This is a genomic window from Chloroflexota bacterium (genome assembly GCA_016875875.1).
Lineage (GTDB): Bacteria > Chloroflexota > Dehalococcoidia > GIF9 > UBA5629 > 9FT-COMBO-48-23.
Genome location: VGOP01000018.1, coordinates 1 through 18,138, shown reverse-complemented (window position 1 = coordinate 18,138; position 18,138 = coordinate 1). Strand labels below are relative to the sequence as shown.

General features: G+C 45.1%; 16 protein-coding genes. All 16 read left to right on the top strand.

What is annotated here, in order from left to right:
* The coding region (locus FJ023_09650; protein MBM4447585.1) for a UDP-N-acetyl-D-glucosamine dehydrogenase at positions 1-258 on the top strand (258 nt) is incomplete at its 5' end.
* Between the two features lie 3 nt (positions 259-261).
* Positions 262-1,836, top strand: a complete 1,575-nt coding sequence (locus FJ023_09645) for an oxidoreductase (GenBank protein ID MBM4447584.1) — start codon at positions 262-264, stop codon at positions 1,834-1,836.
* A gap of 3 nt (positions 1,837-1,839) precedes the next feature.
* A complete protein-coding gene (locus tag FJ023_09640) occupies positions 1,840-2,955 on the top strand; it encodes a DegT/DnrJ/EryC1/StrS family aminotransferase (protein ID MBM4447583.1) in 1,116 nt (371 codons plus the stop codon).
* Entirely contained in the window at positions 2,952-4,079 is a 1,128-nt protein-coding gene (locus FJ023_09635; protein ID MBM4447582.1) for a UDP-N-acetylglucosamine 2-epimerase (non-hydrolyzing), read from the top strand. The genes FJ023_09640 and FJ023_09635 overlap by 4 nt, the downstream gene beginning before the upstream one ends.
* Before the next feature lie 54 nt (positions 4,080-4,133).
* Entirely contained in the window at positions 4,134-5,081 is a 948-nt protein-coding gene (locus FJ023_09630) for an NAD-dependent epimerase/dehydratase family protein (GenBank protein MBM4447581.1), read from the top strand.
* 1 nt (position 5,082) lies between these two features.
* Positions 5,083-7,110, top strand: coding sequence for an asparagine synthase (glutamine-hydrolyzing) (asnB, locus tag FJ023_09625; protein MBM4447580.1), 2,028 nt, complete (start codon positions 5,083-5,085; stop codon positions 7,108-7,110).
* An 81-nt stretch (positions 7,111-7,191) separates the two neighbouring features.
* Positions 7,192-8,319, top strand: a complete 1,128-nt coding sequence (locus tag FJ023_09620) for a methyltransferase domain-containing protein (protein MBM4447579.1) — start codon at positions 7,192-7,194, stop codon at positions 8,317-8,319.
* A gap of 92 nt (positions 8,320-8,411) precedes the next feature.
* The gene (locus FJ023_09615) at positions 8,412-9,218 is read left to right on the top strand and encodes a class I SAM-dependent methyltransferase (GenBank protein ID MBM4447578.1); all 807 of its coding nucleotides are present in this window, start codon (positions 8,412-8,414) and stop codon (positions 9,216-9,218) included.
* A 47-nt stretch (positions 9,219-9,265) separates the two neighbouring features.
* Positions 9,266-10,009 carry a hypothetical protein gene (locus tag FJ023_09610; GenBank protein MBM4447577.1) on the top strand — a complete coding sequence of 248 codons (744 nt, stop codon included), beginning with the start codon at positions 9,266-9,268 and terminating at the stop codon, positions 10,007-10,009.
* 73 nt (positions 10,010-10,082) lie between these two features.
* Complete coding sequence (locus tag FJ023_09605; GenBank protein ID MBM4447576.1) at positions 10,083-10,607, top strand: GNAT family N-acetyltransferase; 525 nt, start codon at positions 10,083-10,085, stop codon at positions 10,605-10,607.
* The gene (locus FJ023_09600; GenBank protein MBM4447575.1) at positions 10,597-11,322 is read left to right on the top strand and encodes a WbqC family protein; all 726 of its coding nucleotides are present in this window, start codon (positions 10,597-10,599) and stop codon (positions 11,320-11,322) included. Before FJ023_09605 ends, FJ023_09600 begins: the two co-directional genes overlap by 11 nt.
* A gap of 8 nt (positions 11,323-11,330) precedes the next feature.
* Entirely contained in the window at positions 11,331-12,824 is a 1,494-nt protein-coding gene (locus tag FJ023_09595; GenBank protein MBM4447574.1) for a hypothetical protein, read from the top strand.
* A 238-nt stretch (positions 12,825-13,062) separates the two neighbouring features.
* Positions 13,063-14,076, top strand: coding sequence for a glycosyltransferase (locus FJ023_09590; protein ID MBM4447573.1), 1,014 nt, complete (start codon positions 13,063-13,065; stop codon positions 14,074-14,076).
* Between the two features lie 556 nt (positions 14,077-14,632).
* A complete protein-coding gene (locus tag FJ023_09585) occupies positions 14,633-16,234 on the top strand; it encodes a flippase (GenBank protein MBM4447572.1) in 1,602 nt (533 codons plus the stop codon).
* A 9-nt stretch (positions 16,235-16,243) separates the two neighbouring features.
* Positions 16,244-17,080 carry a class I SAM-dependent methyltransferase gene (locus tag FJ023_09580; protein ID MBM4447571.1) on the top strand — a complete coding sequence of 279 codons (837 nt, stop codon included), beginning with the start codon at positions 16,244-16,246 and terminating at the stop codon, positions 17,078-17,080.
* Positions 17,081-17,101: 21 nt separating this feature from the next.
* A partial coding sequence (locus FJ023_09575; GenBank protein MBM4447570.1) for a hypothetical protein occupies positions 17,102-18,138 on the top strand: 1,037 nt, incomplete at its 3' end.

The following is an 18,138-nucleotide window of genomic DNA, read 5'->3' as shown; positions in this document are numbered from 1 at the left end:
ATCCAGCTCCTCCGTGAAAAGGGGGCTAATGTAAGTTATCACGATCCCTACGTGCCAAAGCTACAGTTTCCTCAAAACAGCCTCGCCTCGACTGAGCTGAATAAGAAAAGCTTGTCCTCGGCTGATTGTGTGGTAATAGCTACTGACCATAGCTGTTATAATATAGGTGAAGTGATTGCCCAGGCAAAGTTAATTTTCGACACACGGGGAGCTACCAAGGCATTAAAGGGCAACAACATAGTCAGGTTGGGAGGATAAACGGTGAGAAGTGAAATTGCCGTGGTTGGTTCTGGCTATTGGGGGAAAAATCTGGTTCGAAATTTCGCTGAGCTCGGCGCTCTGCATACTATATGTGACACGGACCCCAAAATACTCAAATCTTTTGCATCGCTCTACCCCAACGTTAATGCCGAAACAGATTATCACAGGGTTCTTGCCAATCAGGAAGTCCGAGGTGTGGTTATCGCTGCGCCGGCAGTTTCTCATTACCTTATAGCTAAAGAAGCTCTTTCTTTAGAAAAAGATGTCTTGGTCGAGAAACCGCTAGCCCTTGAGGTTGGGCAAGGAGAAGAACTTGTCGAACTAGCAGAGAGAAATAACAGGGTCTTGCTTGTGGGGCACCTTCTCGAATATCATCCTGCTGTTGTCAAGCTCAAAGAGCTTATAGATAACGGTGAACTGGGCAAAATCAACTATATTTACTCCAACCGTCTTAATCTGGGTAAATTCCGTACTGAGGAGAACATACTCTGGAGCTTCGCTCCACATGATATATCCATTATCCTCCTTCTCATCGGTGAGATGCCTCTGGAGGTTTCAGCCCATGGCGGCTACTATCTTCATCAGGATATTGCCGATGTTACTCTGACTACACTTGGCTTTAGGAATGGCATAAAAGCCCATATTTTTGTCAGTTGGCTTCATCCTTACAAAGAGCAGAAATTGATAGTGGTCGGCGACAAAAAAATGGCTTTATTCGACGACACCAATCCCAAAGAAAAACTTTTTCTTTACAGCCATGAAATAGATTGGATCGATAGAAGGCCTGTGCCTCGCCAGAAAAATCCAGAATCTATTGATGTACCATTGGCTGAGCCATTGAAGCTGGAATGCCAGGATTTCCTCGATTGTATTCAGTCACGCAGAAAGCCAAAAGTAGATGGGCATAAGGGATTACAAGTGCTCAGGATCCTTTCGTCTTGCCAGCAGTCTCTCGAAGACAGAGGGAAAGTCATCTATCTGAACAAAGATACTAACAGCGTCTTCATTCATGAAACAAGCATCGTGGAAAATGGCTGCAGTATTGGAGATGGAACCAAAATCTGGCATTTCTCCCATATCATGCCAGATGTAAGGATAGGCAAGAACTGTGTTATTGGGCAGAATGTCTTTGTCGGTAGAGTGGTGAAAATAGGCGACAATGTGAAAATTGAGAATAATGTATCCGTTTTCGAGGGGGTGACTTTGGAGGACGGGGTTTTTTGTGGGCCATCCTGTGTATTTACTAATGTAATCAACCCACGGAGTCAGATATCACGTAAGCATGAACTCAAGCCCACATTAGTCAAAAAAGGAGCTACGATTGGTGCAAATGCCACCATCATCTGTGGCAATGCTATAGGTAGTCATGCATTCGTTGGGGCTGGAGCCGTGGTCAGCAAAGATGTTCCTGACCACGCTCTCGTCTATGGCAACCCGGCTAAGGTTCAAGGCTGGGCTTGTGAATGTGGAGTGAAACTCGATTTTGGCACAAATGGCGTGGCTAAATGTTCCGGTTGTGGTAAAAAATACAAGAAGCAGGAAAATAAAAAGGGTACTACTATAAAAGACCTTTAGACCATGAAAATTCCTCTGGTTGACCTCAAAGCTCAGTATCTCTCCATCAAAGGCGAAATCGACCAAGCCATTGCCAATGTCATCCGTAACAGTCAATTCATCCTCGGTGACGAGGTTAGTTCCTTTGAAAAGGAGATGGCCGGCTATTTAAGTGCTGGTTATGCTGTTGGTGTTGCCTCTGGCACTGACGCCCTTCAGCTGGCTCTCCTTGCCTGCGACATAAAGCCTGGGGATGAGGTAATTACCACTCCGTTTACTTTTATTGCCACCGCTGAGACTATAAACAAATGTGGTGCCACACCGGTCTTTGTAGATATAGACCCGAACACCTACAATATTGACCCTGCAAAAATCGAGACAACAATCACCAAAAAGACCAGAGCTATTCTCCCCGTCCATCTTTATGGCCAGCCAGCGAACATGAACCCCATCTTAGAACTGAGCAGGAAATACAACCTCAGGGTAATTGAAGATTGCGCGCAAGCTTTAGGAGCTAAATACAAGGATAAAAAGGTTGGCTCATTGGGTGATGCAGGTTGTTTAAGCTTTTTCCCTAGCAAAGTCTTGGGTGCTTACGGTGATGGCGGTATGGTAATTACCAACAATCCTGAAATCGCCGAAAAGATAACAGTGCTTCGAAATCACGGCAGCAAGATAAAATATTATCATCTCGTGCCTGGTTTCAATAGCCGTCTTGATGAGCTCCAGGCAGCCATCCTCAGGGTCAAGCTAAGACACCTGGACAAATGGATTGGATTAAGGCAGCAAAAAGCGTCGCTTTATACGAAACTGTTTAGCCAAATAGATGGTATCTCCCCACCCAATATAGCACCTGATAGCTACCATGTTTTTAATTACTACACAATCCGGATTCAGAGTCAGAGACCAAATCGTGATGCATTACAAGCTTATCTCAGCTCCAATGGCATTGCCACAGCAGTTTATTACCCACTGTCTTTGCATCTTCAGGAGGTTTACAGGAGCTTAGGTTATAAACCTGGCAGCTTCCCTGAAAGCGAAAAGGCTCAGGAAGAGGTTCTTTCTGTGCCAATATATCCTGAGCTGAGGGATGAGCATATAGACAAAATCACCAAGGCAATCGAGGCTTATAGCAAATGAAAATTATCTTAGTTGTCGGTGCCCGGCCTAATTTTATGAAAGTAGCTCCCCTTATCAGAGCAATTAGCAAGTATAATAATGCTTCAAAGGCTAAGAACATCGGAACCATACTCGTTCACACTGGCCAGCATTACGATTACGAGATGTCCCAGATTTTCTTCGAGGATCTGGAACTTCCGCGGCCAGACATCCATCTCGGAATTGGCTCAGGAACACATGCCGAGCAGACAGGCAAAATAATGGTTGAGTTCGAAAAGGTGCTGCTTAAAGAGAAACCGGACTTAGTGATTGTGTTTGGTGATGTCAACTCTACCTTAGCTGCAGCTTTGGCTGCGGTTAAACTTCATATTCCTGTAGCCCATGTCGAGGCTGGACTTCGCTCCTATGATAAAACTATGCCGGAGGAGATAAACCGGCTTCTCACTGATCATGTCTCCGATTACCTATTCACTACTTCGGGGTATGACGATGACAATTTGAGCAAAGAAGGCATTCCCACTGAAAGAATATTTTGTGTTGGCAACATCATGGTGGATAGCTTGCTTCACTGCAAGGACATGACTGCTCACCTTGACACTCTAAGCCGGCTGAGGCTGAAAAAGAAGGGCTATGCACTACTAACCCTGCACCGTCCCAGCAATGTGGACGAAAAAGATAGCTTAATGAACATAATGATTGCTATTACAAAAATATCGGAGAGAATACCTGTGGTCTTTCCTGCCCATCCCCGAACGCAGAAAATGCTTAAGGAACTCAGCTTCCAATCACCAATTACTAATCACCAATTACTAATCACTTCTCCCGTCGGCTACCTCAACTTTCTCAACTTGGAGATGAACGCAAAGTTCGTCATCACTGATTCCGGTGGCATCCAGGTAGAGACCACAGTCTTGGGTGTCCCTTGTTTAACTGTGCTAGGCTCCCCAGTATGGACTATAACTCACAGACAAGGTACAAACACCTTGGTCGGCAAAAATAGCCAGAAATTGGTAGAGGAAGCTCTCAAAATTCTCACCTCTAAATCTAAATCTGAACCCAAATCTCCCGCCCTCTGGGATGGGAAGGCTGCCGAGAGAATTGTGGCGATACTGACTTTGAAATGTAAGGCTAATTTGAAAGTCTAGAAATGCACACTTGTGATAAGTATGTATAGAAGCTCATAGGAGGTTTGCCACCGGATGGCTGAACATGGAAAGATTATTCTGATAGTTGGTGGTGCGGGGTTTGTTGGTTCACATTTGACCGAGAGGCTACTGAATGACGGTGTAACCGTTGTTATTATAGATGATTTCAGCAATGGGATTATGGCAAATTTAGAAAATGTTAAAGACAAAGTGACCGTGTTGAAACACGATATTTCTGTATCCTTCGCGCAACTTAAAAAAGTACTTGCCGCTTATAGATTTGATGGCATTTTTCATTTGGCATGTCATCCGCGCTCGTTGAGTTTGCAGAATCCGTACAGGGATTTGGAAGTTAATGCTAAAGGGACGCTCAATATCCTGGAGCTAGCCAGATTAAATGATTCCAAGGTTGTGTTCACAAGTAATAGTGGGATTTATGGTGACCCGGAATATCTGCCGATAGATGAAAAACATCCTGATAAACCAAGCACACCTTATGATGCCAACAAATTGGTTTCTGAATATTATATGAAGATATATTGCCGCATCTATGGGATACCTATTGCAATATGCAGACTGGCTACTGTGTATGGAGAACGGCAAAGGACAAAGCCTGAGTGGAGACCTGTAATACCTGAGTTCGCCACCAAGATCTTAAGAGGTGAACCACCTACTATTTACTGGGATGGGGAACAGACGCGTGACCTGATTTATGTTAAAGATGTTGTCCAAGGTTTAGTAAAAGCATTTGAGTCTGCTGACACCAATGAAGAGGTATTCATTCTTGGGACTAACACTGAGATTTCGGTCAATCAAATTTACGCGATTACATGCCAGACTCTTGGTAAGTGTATGAAACCCAACAGGGACGGTAAGGTTGATGGAGACATAAGACGGATGAAATTATCTTCTGAGAAAGCAAAGAGAACATTTGGATTTAGACCAGAATATAGCTTAGAGCAAGGTATAAGAAATTATATAAATTGGTTAAGGTCTCTATAAGATGTGCGGTATAGCTGGCATTGTAAGTTTAAACAGGCGGCCTATCGAGCCATATAGTATAAAATCCATGTGCGATGTGGTTGCTTATCGTGGCCCAGATGATGCTGGTTATGTCCTCGTCTCTCTGGGCAATGGCCGAGAGAAATCAGGGAACCTCAGGATTGAGCTGACCGACAACGATTTCAAGCACAAGAACGTCCACCTGACATCCATTGAAAGTGACTATGCCAAGCGGGAAATTGAAGACAACCGCTGGCACCTGGCTTTAGGACATAGGCGTTTGGCTGTCATCGACCTAACGCCAAAAGCCCATCAGCCCATGTCAGACCGGAACAAAAGTATCTGGATTACCTATAATGGCGAGGTTTATAACTTCAAGGAATTGAGAGCCGAATTGGAGAACGCCGGTTACGAATTTTTTTCTAATTCCGATACTGAGGTCATTATCAATAGCTACAAACATTGGGGAATCAACTGCATTCACAAGTTTAACGGTATGTTTGCTTTTTCGCTATGGGATAATCAGAGAGGCAAGCTGTTCTTAGTCCGTGACAGGTATGGTATTAAACCGCTCTATTACTATTTCAAAGACGGCATATTGGCTTTTGCCTCAGAGATAAAGTCTATTCTGCAAAGCGGCCTCGTAAAAGCAGAAATAGATTTGGAGGCTTTAAACGAGTACTTTACTTTTCAAAACATCTTCACCAATCGGACATTGTTCAAGGATATAAGACTGTTACCGCCTGGTAGCTATGCGGAGCTTAACCTGAGTTTGGTGCAGCCAGCCAATTTGCAGATTACCCAGTATTGGGATTACAAGTTCTCTCCCGATGGGTTTAAACTATCACAAGCAAAGGCAGCAGAGGAAATTCGTCATCTGTTTATACAAGCAGTCACCAGGCAACTTGTCAGCGATGTTCCCGTTGGCAGCTATTTGAGTGGAGGCATGGATACCGGTAGTATAACTGCTATTGCTAGGAAGCACCTCGGTAGGATATCGACTTTTACCTGTGGCTTTGACCTTTCATCGGCTTCAGGATTGGAATTGGGCTATGATGAAAGACAATTCGCTGAGTTTCTGGCAAATCTCCTCAAATCTGAACATTATGAAGTGGTGCTACATGCCGGGGACATGGAGCATGTCACACCCGAGCTTATATGGCACTTGGAAGACCTCAGAATGGGACAATCATATCCTAACTACTATGCAGCTAGGTTAGCCGGAAAATTTGTTAAAGTAGTGCTATCAGGAGCAGGTGGCGATGAGCTATTCGGTGGCTATCCCTGGCGATATTATCGAGGTATCAACCCGAAGGACATGTCTGACTATTTGAGGAGATATTATGACTACTGGCAACGTTTGGTGGCTGATGAAGACAAGAGCGACTTTTTAAAGCCCGAAGTCTATCAAGAAGTCAAAGGGCATCCCACTTTTGATATTTTCAGCTCAATATTTGCCCAAAACAATGCTGACCCCCGGACTAATGAGGATTACATAAACGGGTCAATGTACCTTGAAATCAAAACGTTTCTCCACGGGCTTTTTGTAGTTGAGGATAAAATCAGCATGGCTCACTCGCTAGAGACGCGTGTGCCTTTTCTTGATAATGACCTTGTTGATTTTGCCTTGAAGCTGCCAGTGTCATTTAAGTTGAGCAACTTGGACAAGATACTGGCTATGGATGAAGACGATGCGATTGGTAAATATTATCAAACAATCAGAGATGGCAAGAAGGTTTTGCGCCAGGCAATGCGTGAGTTGATGCCAAAGGAGATACTAGAAAGGGGAAAACAGGGATTCAGCGCCCCCGATGCCTCCTGGTTCCGTGGTGAAAGTATTGACTATATAAAACAACTGTTATTAGACCCGAAGGCACGGATTTATGACTATCTCAATCCTGACTATGTCCAGAGGCGGTTAGAAGAACACATATCAGGAAAGTCCAACCATCGCCTGTTCATCTGGTCGCTCTTGAGCTTTGAGTGGTGGAATAGGATTTTTCTGAATTCGGCAGCAATGGATGCCTAGCTGAATGGAGAATGCCATTTAGAATGATATAAAAGAATCCTTTAATGATGGCCAAATATATGTTCGGAATAGATTAAACTCATGAAAAAATGGCTGCCCGATATATTAGCTTGTCCCGTATGTGGGAATGAACTGAAAACCGAGGTGTTTGAAAGCTCAGATGCCGAAATACATGAAGGAATATTTTCATGTCGCTGTAAGCGTTGGTATCCAATAATAGATGGCGTTCCTAGGATGCTCTGGGGAGAACACAGGGGAGACTACACAGACTTTTTGTTACAATATAAGCAGGTAACTAGAAAATATTCTAAAGCTCATGACTTGCGACGAACTACTACAACTAAACAGGTTCGGGAAACATTTTCAACTATCTGGGACAAGTTTCCTGACTTCGGTATCCATGATGAAAGGAAGCAGGCTTTCTATGATAAATGGATGGCACAGAAGCTAGGGTTAGATTCCACAGATGAATTATACTCCTTTATTTCTTTCAAGAGAGCTATCCTTGAAGTAGGAATTGGGTCAGGTCAGAAATTGAAGATGATGGCGGAACATACAAAAGGGCGAGTTATAGGAGTAGACCTTACTTCATCTGTGGAGCATGCTTTTAAAAATATCAAAAAAATACCAAATGTAACAGTAATCCAGGCTGACCTCTTTGCCTTGCCTTTCACAAAAGAAAGCTTTGATTTCATTATAAGCGATGGTGTACTGCATCATACGCCTGATACAAAGCGGGCTTTTCTCTCCATCATTCCCTTTTTGGCCAGAGGCGGAGAGATTGCCATCAGAATTTATAAGAAAGGTGGTCCTATTAGGGAGTTTTGCGATGATTTCATACGCTCAAGGACGACAAAGATGTCTCAAACCGAGTGCTGGGAATTCTGTACCAAGATGGCAAAGCTTGGTGAAAATCTGGCAAAGGCACGCTGCGAGATAGAAATACCTGACGATATAGAACTTCTGTCCTTCAAGAAAGGAAGGTATGACCTTCAACGTTTTATCTATTATAATATGTTTAAGTGCTTCTATAATGAAGCCTTCACTCCAGAGGAAAACGTTTCGGTTAATTTTGACTGGTATTCCCCAGTAGATGCGCACAGGCATACTGAAGCCGAGGTAAAACGATGGTTCACCGAGGTTGGACTAAGTGATATCCAGATATTAAATCCGGAGAGCGGAATATCAGCACGAGGGAGGAAAATCTAATAGCCACCTCTCCATCATTAGATTGAAATAGTATGATCTTTCAAAATAAAAAATCAGTTGGCTAAACATTTCGTACGAATAAAATAGATTAGATGACACACGTGGACGAGCATAATATTTTACCTAGTGTTATTGCTTGCCCTGTTTGCAGTGCTGGTTTATTAATTAAGGATGCGGACACCCAAGCTGTATGTAGCAACTGCAGCTCAACGTTCATCAAGGGAAATTACGTTTGGAATTTCATCCCCACCATTATTGAGTGGACATCCCCGGTGTGGCGAACTTGGCAACAGGTGCAAGCTAACGCCCTGGTAGCTTATCAGTCAGATCCCGAACATAATTTGGCTGTAGGCGAACGTGAAGATTGCCACCGTTTCGCCTCTTTCTGCAATTGCAGTGGACTTGTCTTGGATGTTGGCTGTGGACCCCAACCCTGGCCCTCATACTTCAGACGCTCTCCACAAGTAACGTATGTAGGTGTTGACCCGCTGATAGAAGATACCCCCGGTGATTTTATCAGGCTCAGGGCGTTGGCCGAATTCCTACCCTTTCGTGCTAATGCGTTTGACTATGTCCTTTTCGGCACCTCTTTGGACCATTTTGTGGACCCTGTTGCCGCATTAAGGGCAGCAGCGAGAGTATGCAAATCCTCCGGTGAAATTGATATATGGATAGGAGAAAAGAGCCCGAGCACACCCGAGCCTGCAGTGTCACACGAGTGGTACCGCCGACTGCAGAAGCCCGACTTAGCCGAGGACTCGTTTCATATCAAGCGACTAAGCACCAAGATGTTTACTGACCTTGCCACAACATGTGGCTTGACCGTGGTGCAAACCGAAGTTTATGCAGTGGATAACTATCGTACAAACTATTTTTACCGCTTAAAAATTACAAAGTAGGCACGAGTCAAAATGATTTAATAAAAGATAGTATAATTAGAGAAAACATGGATTACCATTTTGAAGATTTCACCGAACCTGAATATCGCAAGCTACTTCGCCTGGCAAAAGCCAGCTGGGAATTGATTCCCTTTATGGATTACCGAAAGCGGGGAAGACTATGCCTATGGCGCCACGATGTTGATTTCTCCGCCCACCGTGCACATCGGCTGGCTCAAATTGAAGCTGAAGAAGGGGTACAAGCAACTTATTTCATACATCTGCACAGCAAGTTCTATAACGCGCTTGAGGATGAAGTGGTTGAACGAATATCTAAAATACAAGCCCTAGGCCATATACTGGGATTACACTTCGACCCGCAGTTTTATTCTGCCTTCCTAAACAGCCGTACTGAAGTCTTAAAACAGATGGAGTTTGAGCGGCGCACCATGCAGCGTGTTTTCAAAACCAAGGTGTCTGCCTTTTCCATACATATCCCCGAACTGAGTAATTGGTCAAGCATTGATGCAGACGAAGTAGGCGGAATGATAAACGCTTGTGGCCAGTATATAAAGAATAATTACCGCTATTGTTCAGACTCAAACGGCTACTGGCGCTTCCTTAGGCTCAAAGACCTGCTTGAGGCTGCAGAGGATGAAAGACTGCACGTGCTTACTCACCCGGAAATGTGGACACCGGAGCCGATGAGCCCCCGGTTACGTGTTACACGGTGTATTGAAGGCCGCGCGGCGCGACAGCACCAGTGGTACGATGATATATTAGCCAGAGCAGGTAGAGAAAATGTTCGCTAAACCAAGTTTGTATAGAATTCCTGATTCTTTTCATGTCGTTCCTAACTCTCATCAGCGCGTAGTAGGTGATTAAATGCCAAGGTCAGAGAACGTGGCGCTAACTTCTCTCACTGTGGACGATCTACCCACACTAGCCGCATGGATCAATGACCGCGAGCAGGTGCTGTTCAACGCACCCTATAAGCCAGTGCACGAAGGGCAGCATAAAGCCTGGTTCGAGTCTATGCAGAATCGTAACGATATTGTCATCTTTGGTATCCGCCTCCTGAAAAGCAACAAACTGATTGGCACATGCCAGCTACACAGCATCGACCACATCCACCGCAGCGCAGAGTTGCAGATACGTCTGGGCGAGGTGGCGGAACGCGGGCATGGGTATGGCACCGAGGCAGTGCGCTTGCTCCTGGATTTTGCCTTCAAGGACCTGAACCTGAACCGAGTGTACTTGCACGTTTTTGCCACCAATGCTGCAGCCCTACGTACCTATGAGAAGGTTGGCTTTGCGTGCGAGGGCTTGCTGCGGCAGGCTGCATACATCGACAGCCGCTATGTGGATGTAGTAGTGATGGGTATCCTGCAGGAGGAGCATGTCACTTAGGAAGATGGTGGCAATCCACCAGCCCACCTTCTTTCCCTGGCTGGGCTATTTTGACAAGATTGCTCAAGCAGATATGTTTGTCTTGATGGACAATGTGCAGTTTCCCAAGAAAGGTGGGGGCTGGATAAACCGTGTGCAATTGGCAGTCAGCGGACAGGCTGCTTGGGTCACCATGCCCGTAGTGCGCTCGTTCCACGGCACACGCCTTATTAGGGAAATGCAGATAGACAACAGCACGCCGTGGCGGGAAAAGCTGCTGAGAACGGTAAAGGCAAGTTATGGGCGTGCGCCTTTCTTTGAGCAGGTATTCCCCTTGTTTGAGGATATGGTTAACAACCCGACCGACAAACTTGCAGACTATAATAAAGCCGCCATCCTTGCTATAACCGCAGCGGTAGGGTTGAATACATCAAAGTTGATTGATGCTTCAACACTGGATGCCGAGGGGACAGCAACTGACCTGCTGATATCCATGACCCATGCGGTAGATGGCACGGCTTACCTTTGTGGCGGTGGTGCGGATGGATATCAAGAAGACAATAAGTTCGCAGCCGCCAACATTGAACTTATTTATCAAGACTTCAAGCACCCTGTCTATTCACAGTGCAACACCAGCACGTTTATACCGGGGCTCTCCATCATCGATGCCTTGATGAACGTGGGCTTTGAAGGCGTGCGAGCCATGCTTGTCGGCACCACCTCAACCTCTGTATGATATAGAGAATGGCAATTCAAATACGTCCTGCCTTTCGCGCGCTTACCAGCCATCCCCTGTACCACCTGGTCATGAATACTATGACGTATGGCTTTGGTGGCGTCATCCAGCGGTTGATGGGCGTGCTTTTGCTGCCCATCTACACACGCTATCTAAGCCCGGGAGACTATGGCATCACAGCCCTGTTGGGTATAACGTCCGTAATCATGGGGACAATAACCATGTGTGCCATCACCAACGGCATGGGACGCTACTTCTATTATGCAGAGAAAGAAGACACGACGCTAGATAAAGTGGTCTGGTCGCCGGTGCTGCTTGTCACCGCGTTTTCATTGATCCTGCTAACAGCGGCGGCGCTGGCAGCTCGGCAAATTTCTACCCTGCTATTCGGTTCTGAACAATACACTTACCTGGTTATCCTGACACTGGCGACCGTTTTCATAAGCAACCTGTCCGGCATTGGTCAGACTATCATGGTCTTCCAAGAAAGAGCCATGATGGTCAACATAATCAACATTGCCACCGTCCTTGTGGGCATCGGCAGCGGGCTTTTCATGGTGGCATACCTTCACCGCGGCGTGACGGGAGCGGTAGAAGCTGGACTGATTACTTCGCTGATTATGCTGGTGCCGGTACTAGTACTCAGCATACTGCGCTTCAAGCCGGCATTTTCGTTGGACATTTTGAAGAAGGAGCTGTTGTTCAGCCTGCCGCTAGTGGCAGCGCTGCTGGCTTTTCTTATCATTGATTGGTCAGGTCAATATTTCCTCAAGGCATTTTTGCCACTTTCAGAGGTGGGACTATACAATATAGGTTATAATTTTGGCCTTATCATAATGATTTTGGTGAATGGCTTCAGTTCGGCGTGGCCACCCTACTATTTCAGACATAGCCAGCAGGGCGAGGGGCAATCCCTGTGCAACGGAGTATTGAAGGCTTACACCTTTATCGGCGCGGCTTGTGTTATCGTGCTAGCGGCAGCTTCGCCTCTCCTTCTTCGTCTGTTCACGACGGAGTCATTCTACCAGGCATACACTGTTGTACCATGGATTGCCTTGGCTTACATGCTCAAGGGACCCTACATCATTTTCCTGATAGGAGTTCAGATAAAAAACAAGACCACCTGGCAACTCTATCTCGAGCTTTCAGCCGCCGCCGTAACCATTTTAGGCAACTTCCTATTGATACCAGTAATAGGACGAGAAGCCGCGGCACTGACGACATTGCTCTCCTATCTGGTCATGTCGCTAGGAGCACGTTGGATGGTGATGCGAATCAATCCTATCCCTAACCTTTCCAGCAGGTTCTTTTTCGAGTGTCTGCTACTGACGCTGGTACTAACAACCGGAGCCACCATTGCCGCAAGGCTGGGCTGGAGCTATATGTGGTCATCGTTGATTCTCCTGGCAGTGTTCGCAGGGATTTTTATCCCCCTCAGCCTGCGGGAATTCAAGCCAGTTCTGCAGAGAGCTGCTGCTTATATTACATCACCTGAGCCATGATATAATATAATGCACAAGCTAATTTATTTAATGGAGAATAAAGCAACTGTTCACTAAAAAGGCCGGGAAATACCGTGGCCGAGTACTTTTCGCCGGCCAGTGTTACTACAACGCTTGGTATCTGAGCCGCGAGCTGAGGAAGCTAGGCTGGCGCGCGGATGTTCTTAACTGGGATGCCACCTCAAGCTCACAGGGCTTTTACCACGGCGAGGATTTCAAGGTCGCGTATGGTTCTCACTTGGCTGACCTTGTTAGGCAGATGGCGTTCTATCTGGCAGCGCTGGCACGCTATGATATCTTCCATTTCAGCAACGCACACGGCATGATATTCGGGGCCCCGCTAAGCTTTCTGTTTAGGTGTTTGGGGTTTCCCCCGTACACGGAGGTACGGCTGCTAAAAAAACTGGGTAAAAAAATAGTCTACACCAATAATGGCTGCCTCGACGGCGTCTCCCAGAGTTCTTTCCGGTCCTGGCCAGGACCTGAGCCGGTATGTGACATTTGCCCCTGGCGGGACATTCCTTCCGTATGCAGCGACCAGCTCAATCTAACATGGGGCAAATTTCGCAACAGCCTGGCGGATTACCACTGCCTCTTGGGCGGCAACCGCAAGGACTACAATAACGACCCACGGGTACACGAAGTACCGGAATTCTACTGCCTCGACCCGGGGGTCTGGCGCCCGGATTTACCCATCCCCCCCAAATATCGTCTTTCTTATCCTCCTGGCATGCTCAAGATATATCATTCTGTGGGAAATTACGACCTGCGCACCGATGCATCTACGCAGCACAACCTTAAGAGCACGCATATTTATCTACCGCTGATTGAACGCCTCAAGGCTGAAGGGTATCCTGTTGAGTTAATTTTCGCAAAGGATATCCCCAACAAAGAGGTACGCTACTACCAGGCACAGGCAGATATCGTGGTGGACATGCTTACCTATGGCTTCTTCGGTGCCAATGTTAGAGAGGCAATGATGCTGGGCAAACCAGCGGTGTGTTACCTTCGGCCCGAATGGCTGGAAAGTATGCGACGGGAAATTCCAGATTACGTGGATGAACTACCGGTGATCAGCGCTACACCGTCGACTGTATATGATGTCATCAAAGATCTGATCGAACATCCTGCAAAGCGAAAGGAAATCGGACGGCATAGCCGCGAGTTCGCAGTCAAATGGCACTCTGCCGAAGCCGGAGCTAGGAGGATGGATAAGATTTATCGTGATTTGCTGGAGAAAAAGCACTGTTAAGTCAAGAATAAGAATTATGAGAAGACACGAAATCTCGTGAGATCATTCTCAATTCCTGTGCTAATAATTGTGTTGTCATGAAGTAAGTTGGCAAATTTGATGAGGAATCCGCATTTAGCTTTATGAAAATACCAGTTACCTATCACCTAGTGAGCAAAAAAGATAGAAACACTTTTAATGAGCACTCTACTCATTATCACTGACTCCGGTGGCATCCAGGTAGAGACCAGGGTCTTGGGTGTTCCCTGTTTTACTGTGTTAGGCTCCCCAGTATGGACTATAACTCACAATAAGGTACAAATACCCTAGTTGGTAACAATAGCCGAAAGTTGACTAAGGAGGCCTTCAAGATTCTCGATGGAAAAAGCAAGAAAGGAAAATGCCCCGAAATCTGGGACGGCAGAACGGCAAAAAGGATTATAGAGGTATTGGCGCGTTGAAACAGTGCCTAATCACTGGCTATCGCCTCAGCAAAATAATTCGTTTACGAGGAAACCATGGCGACTTGTAGTAAGTTGCCATCCGATATAGAGGTGTCTAAAAAGCAAGTATAAGCATGAAGATGAATTTCCAAACTGCCACTGAAGCCCAGAAATTCGGCAGTGACGTCATCTGGGTGGCTTTATCCCAGGCGCTTATATCTTCGGTCGGCATAATAGTCTTACCGGCCCTTACCAAGTCTTACAGTGTAGAGATTTATGGTATATGGGCACAGACAAATGTGACGGTGGCATTGCTAACTATGATCTTAGCCCTTGGGTTAGGAACTGCTGTTCAGAGATTTCTGGCGGGGGAAGAAAACAGGGAGAAGAGGCGGCACGCTTTCAGCGCCATGTACTGGACTGTTTTTACCTTTGCCTGCCTCGTACTTCTTATCTCAGTGCTCCTCAGGCAAAACCTGTCTCTGCTTCTTTTTGCCAGTCCTCAGTACGCTCTATTTGTTCCCCTCACTTTCCTTTGGGCCTTGGTAAATGCCACGTTTTCCCTTTCTGCCTCATATCTAGTAGCCAGAGGAAAGATAAAGATGCTTTCAGCTATCCAGCTAGCCATTTCTTTAGCCTCAATGACATTAATAATTACACTGGCAACGGCAGGGTGTAACCTTTGGTGGGTTATTAGTAGCCTGATAATTGCGCAGGCGTTTTTTATGGTTATAAATTTGGCTGTGATAAGCAGGGAATTAGGTTTTCCCAAGCCGAATTTTAAGGGAATGTCATACTTTTTGGCTTTCAGTGTACCTTTGATACCAAGCCTGCTGTTATTCTGGATAATAGACTCCAGTGATCGATATTTCATCACCCATCTTGCCAATCTATCACAGGCAGGAATCTACTCCGCATCTTACAACTTGGCAAACATTACGCAGTTGTTCTATTCGCCTATTTGCTTTATTCTTTTCCCCATCCTGTCAAGATTCTGGGACCAGAATGAGACATCGAGGGTAAGAAGCCACCTCGAATATTCGATGAAACTCTTTTTAGTTCTCGCCATTCCCGGCTCAGTTGGTCTATACATACTATCCCAGCCATTACTCAATATACTCACTACTTATGAGTATGCGGTTGGAGGAGTTCTGGTTTTCTTGATATCATTGGGCATAATATTGCAGGGAATATATATGATAAACGTCTATATGGTCGTTGTAGCTAAGCAGACCAAATGGCTACCACTGATGATAGCAGTAGCCGCACTCACCAATATTGTCATGAATTTGGCCTTAATCCCCAGAGTTGGTGTAATAGGAGCAGCTATTTCAACGCTTGTATCGTACTTTGTGCTGGCAGCCATCGTGACTGTCTGGGCGAGGAGGATTGTTAACTATACAATAGATATTAAATTCCTAGCTAAAGTTGTGTTGTCGGCTGCTTTAATGGCTTTCTGCCTGAATTTTATTGAGATTGGTAGCGCCTTGAGCATTGTCCTCTCTGCAATCGCCGGAACGGCTGTTTTTGGAGTAGGCCTCCTCCTGCTGAAGGTTTTTTCCCGGGAAGACCGAAGGCTTATACGGGAGATATTGGCTGGTGTAAATGTCAAACTCTGGATGAAGGAATTTGCTGCCATGTCAAAACCGTCAGCAGGCAAACAGGAGAATGTCGTTAGGCCAGAGCAAAAAATAGAAGAGCGAGCCAAAAGCGATGATTGCCACTTGCAGAATTGAGTAACGGTTATGGAAAAAAAACTAACTGATATCTATAAAATCCCTCCTTTGAGGTTCGTAGACAGCATACCTGTTTTCTCAGAAGCTAATGAATATACCGCAAATTATGAAATGATTTCGCTTGACCACATAGCAGAAATGCATAAAACTGGAACCAATCCATTCATACAGGAAGACCTCTGGGTTGAATTAGAGAACTCGACGAAGGAACTAATCTTAAAATATTCAGCGGGCAAAAGTAGATGTGTAATTTTGGACGTAGGTGTCGGACTAGGGCGTTTATTTGCTCCTTTGCCTACATCCTTTGAGAAATATGGGATGGATATCAGCATGGACTACCTCAAGATTGCCCAAGGCAAGGGGGTTAACGTCTGTTATTCCCTTGTCGAGGATATGCCATATAAGGAAAATTTCTTCGATGTGGTTGTATGTACCGACGTTCTAGAGCACGTCCTTGATTTGAATCTTGCCTGTGCCAAAATCTTGTCCGTTCTAAAAAGAAACGGTATTCTTATCGTTAGAGTCCCTTACCGTGAGAATCTGAGCGTCTACCTGTCTGATGATTATCCATACAAATTTGTTCATATAAGAAACTTTGACGAGCACTCATTAAAACTGCTGTTCCAAAAAGTTTTTGGGTGCGAAGTGCTTCAGTACAAAACCATAGGTTATGGCACGGATTACATGCGCTTCAAATATGCCCTTCCAGTTTTTATCAAGATTTCACTAAGTGCGTTAATCTATTGTATTAAGTATGTTAATAAGACAGTCTATAAAGGTCTTGCAAGTAAATTTTACAATCCGATTGAGATTAATGTCGTCGTAAAGAAACATCAATTAGCCTGAAATGAATAGGGCTTTGGCTATATGAAAGTTCTTGTTATCTATGACTTATTGACTAAAAGTGGCAAAAGTACCATAAATGAGCATCTGTATTCGTTTAAGAGATACTCTGATGCTCAATGTTACTACTTGAATGTTGCTTATGGCATGCCCAGATATATCGCGAAGATTAATTTTGATTTAATTGTTTATCATTTTACTTTTTTCGACTCAAATGTAAGATTTTGGAAATCCGCACGGTACAAAACCTTTTTAAGAGATGGGCTGAAAACGTTAAAAGGTTATAAAGTAGCCATGCCTCAAGATGAATATAGGTGTTCTGAAAGGATGAACGAATTTTTCTCCAATTGCAATATTAAAACTGTTTTCACACTGCTTTCAGAGTCGGAGTGGCAAAAGGTTTATCCGCAAGATAAATCTGGGTTAGAGCACTACAAGGCCGTGCTTACTGGATATATTGATGAAGTTGTCTTGGAAAAACTAAAAGGCTCATATCAAAGCCGCAAATCAAGGGCAATTGATATCGGCTACAGGGTATATAAGCCGCCCTACTGGCTCGGAAGACAGGGAATGATAAAACAACAACTTGTGGAGAGGTTCCTTAATGCTCCTGTTCAACATAATCTTAAGCTTGATTTGTCGAGTGATTATAAAGATATTCTTTTCGGCGATGATTGGTATAAATTTTTATGTGAATGCCGGGTAGTTTTAAGTTGTGAAGGCGGAGCTAGCCTTCACGACCCTGATGGTAGCATAAAGGAAAAGGTTGATCAGTATGTTAATGAGCATCATAGAGCTAGTTTTGAAGAAGTAGAAAAGGCTTGCTTCCCCGGCATGGATGGGAATCTCACTTATTCTGCATTATCACCACGCCATTTTGACGCCTGTATGACACGGACATGTCAGGCTCTTGTAGAAGGCGAATATGGTGGCGTACTCAAGCCAGGAGTGCATTATATTGAAATTAAGAAGGACTGGAGCAATATCACTGATGTTATAAGGCAGATAGAGGATGTGGAATTTTGTGAGCAGATTGCTGATAATGCCTATCGGGATATTGT

Excerpts from the sequence above, each read along its gene's own strand:
- FJ023_09630 (MBM4447581.1), top strand. The coding sequence starts at position 4,134 with ATGGCTGAACATGGAAAGATTATTCTGATAGTTGGTGGTGCGGGGTTT.
- FJ023_09615 (MBM4447578.1), top strand. The coding sequence starts at position 8,412 with ATGACACACGTGGACGAGCATAATATTTTACCTAGTGTTATTGCTTGC.
- FJ023_09620 (MBM4447579.1), top strand. The coding sequence starts at position 7,192 with ATGAAAAAATGGCTGCCCGATATATTAGCTTGTCCCGTATGTGGGAAT.
- asnB (MBM4447580.1), top strand. The coding sequence starts at position 5,083 with ATGTGCGGTATAGCTGGCATTGTAAGTTTAAACAGGCGGCCTATCGAG.
- FJ023_09635 (MBM4447582.1), top strand. The coding sequence starts at position 2,952 with ATGAAAATTATCTTAGTTGTCGGTGCCCGGCCTAATTTTATGAAAGTA.
- FJ023_09585 (MBM4447572.1), top strand. The coding sequence starts at position 14,633 with ATGAAGATGAATTTCCAAACTGCCACTGAAGCCCAGAAATTCGGCAGT.
- FJ023_09610 (MBM4447577.1), top strand. The coding sequence starts at position 9,266 with ATGGATTACCATTTTGAAGATTTCACCGAACCTGAATATCGCAAGCTA.
- FJ023_09580 (MBM4447571.1), top strand. The coding sequence starts at position 16,244 with ATGGAAAAAAAACTAACTGATATCTATAAAATCCCTCCTTTGAGGTTC.
- FJ023_09640 (MBM4447583.1), top strand. The coding sequence starts at position 1,840 with ATGAAAATTCCTCTGGTTGACCTCAAAGCTCAGTATCTCTCCATCAAA.
- FJ023_09600 (MBM4447575.1), top strand. The coding sequence starts at position 10,597 with ATGTCACTTAGGAAGATGGTGGCAATCCACCAGCCCACCTTCTTTCCC.
- FJ023_09605 (MBM4447576.1), top strand. The coding sequence starts at position 10,083 with ATGCCAAGGTCAGAGAACGTGGCGCTAACTTCTCTCACTGTGGACGAT.
- FJ023_09595 (MBM4447574.1), top strand. The coding sequence starts at position 11,331 with ATGGCAATTCAAATACGTCCTGCCTTTCGCGCGCTTACCAGCCATCCC.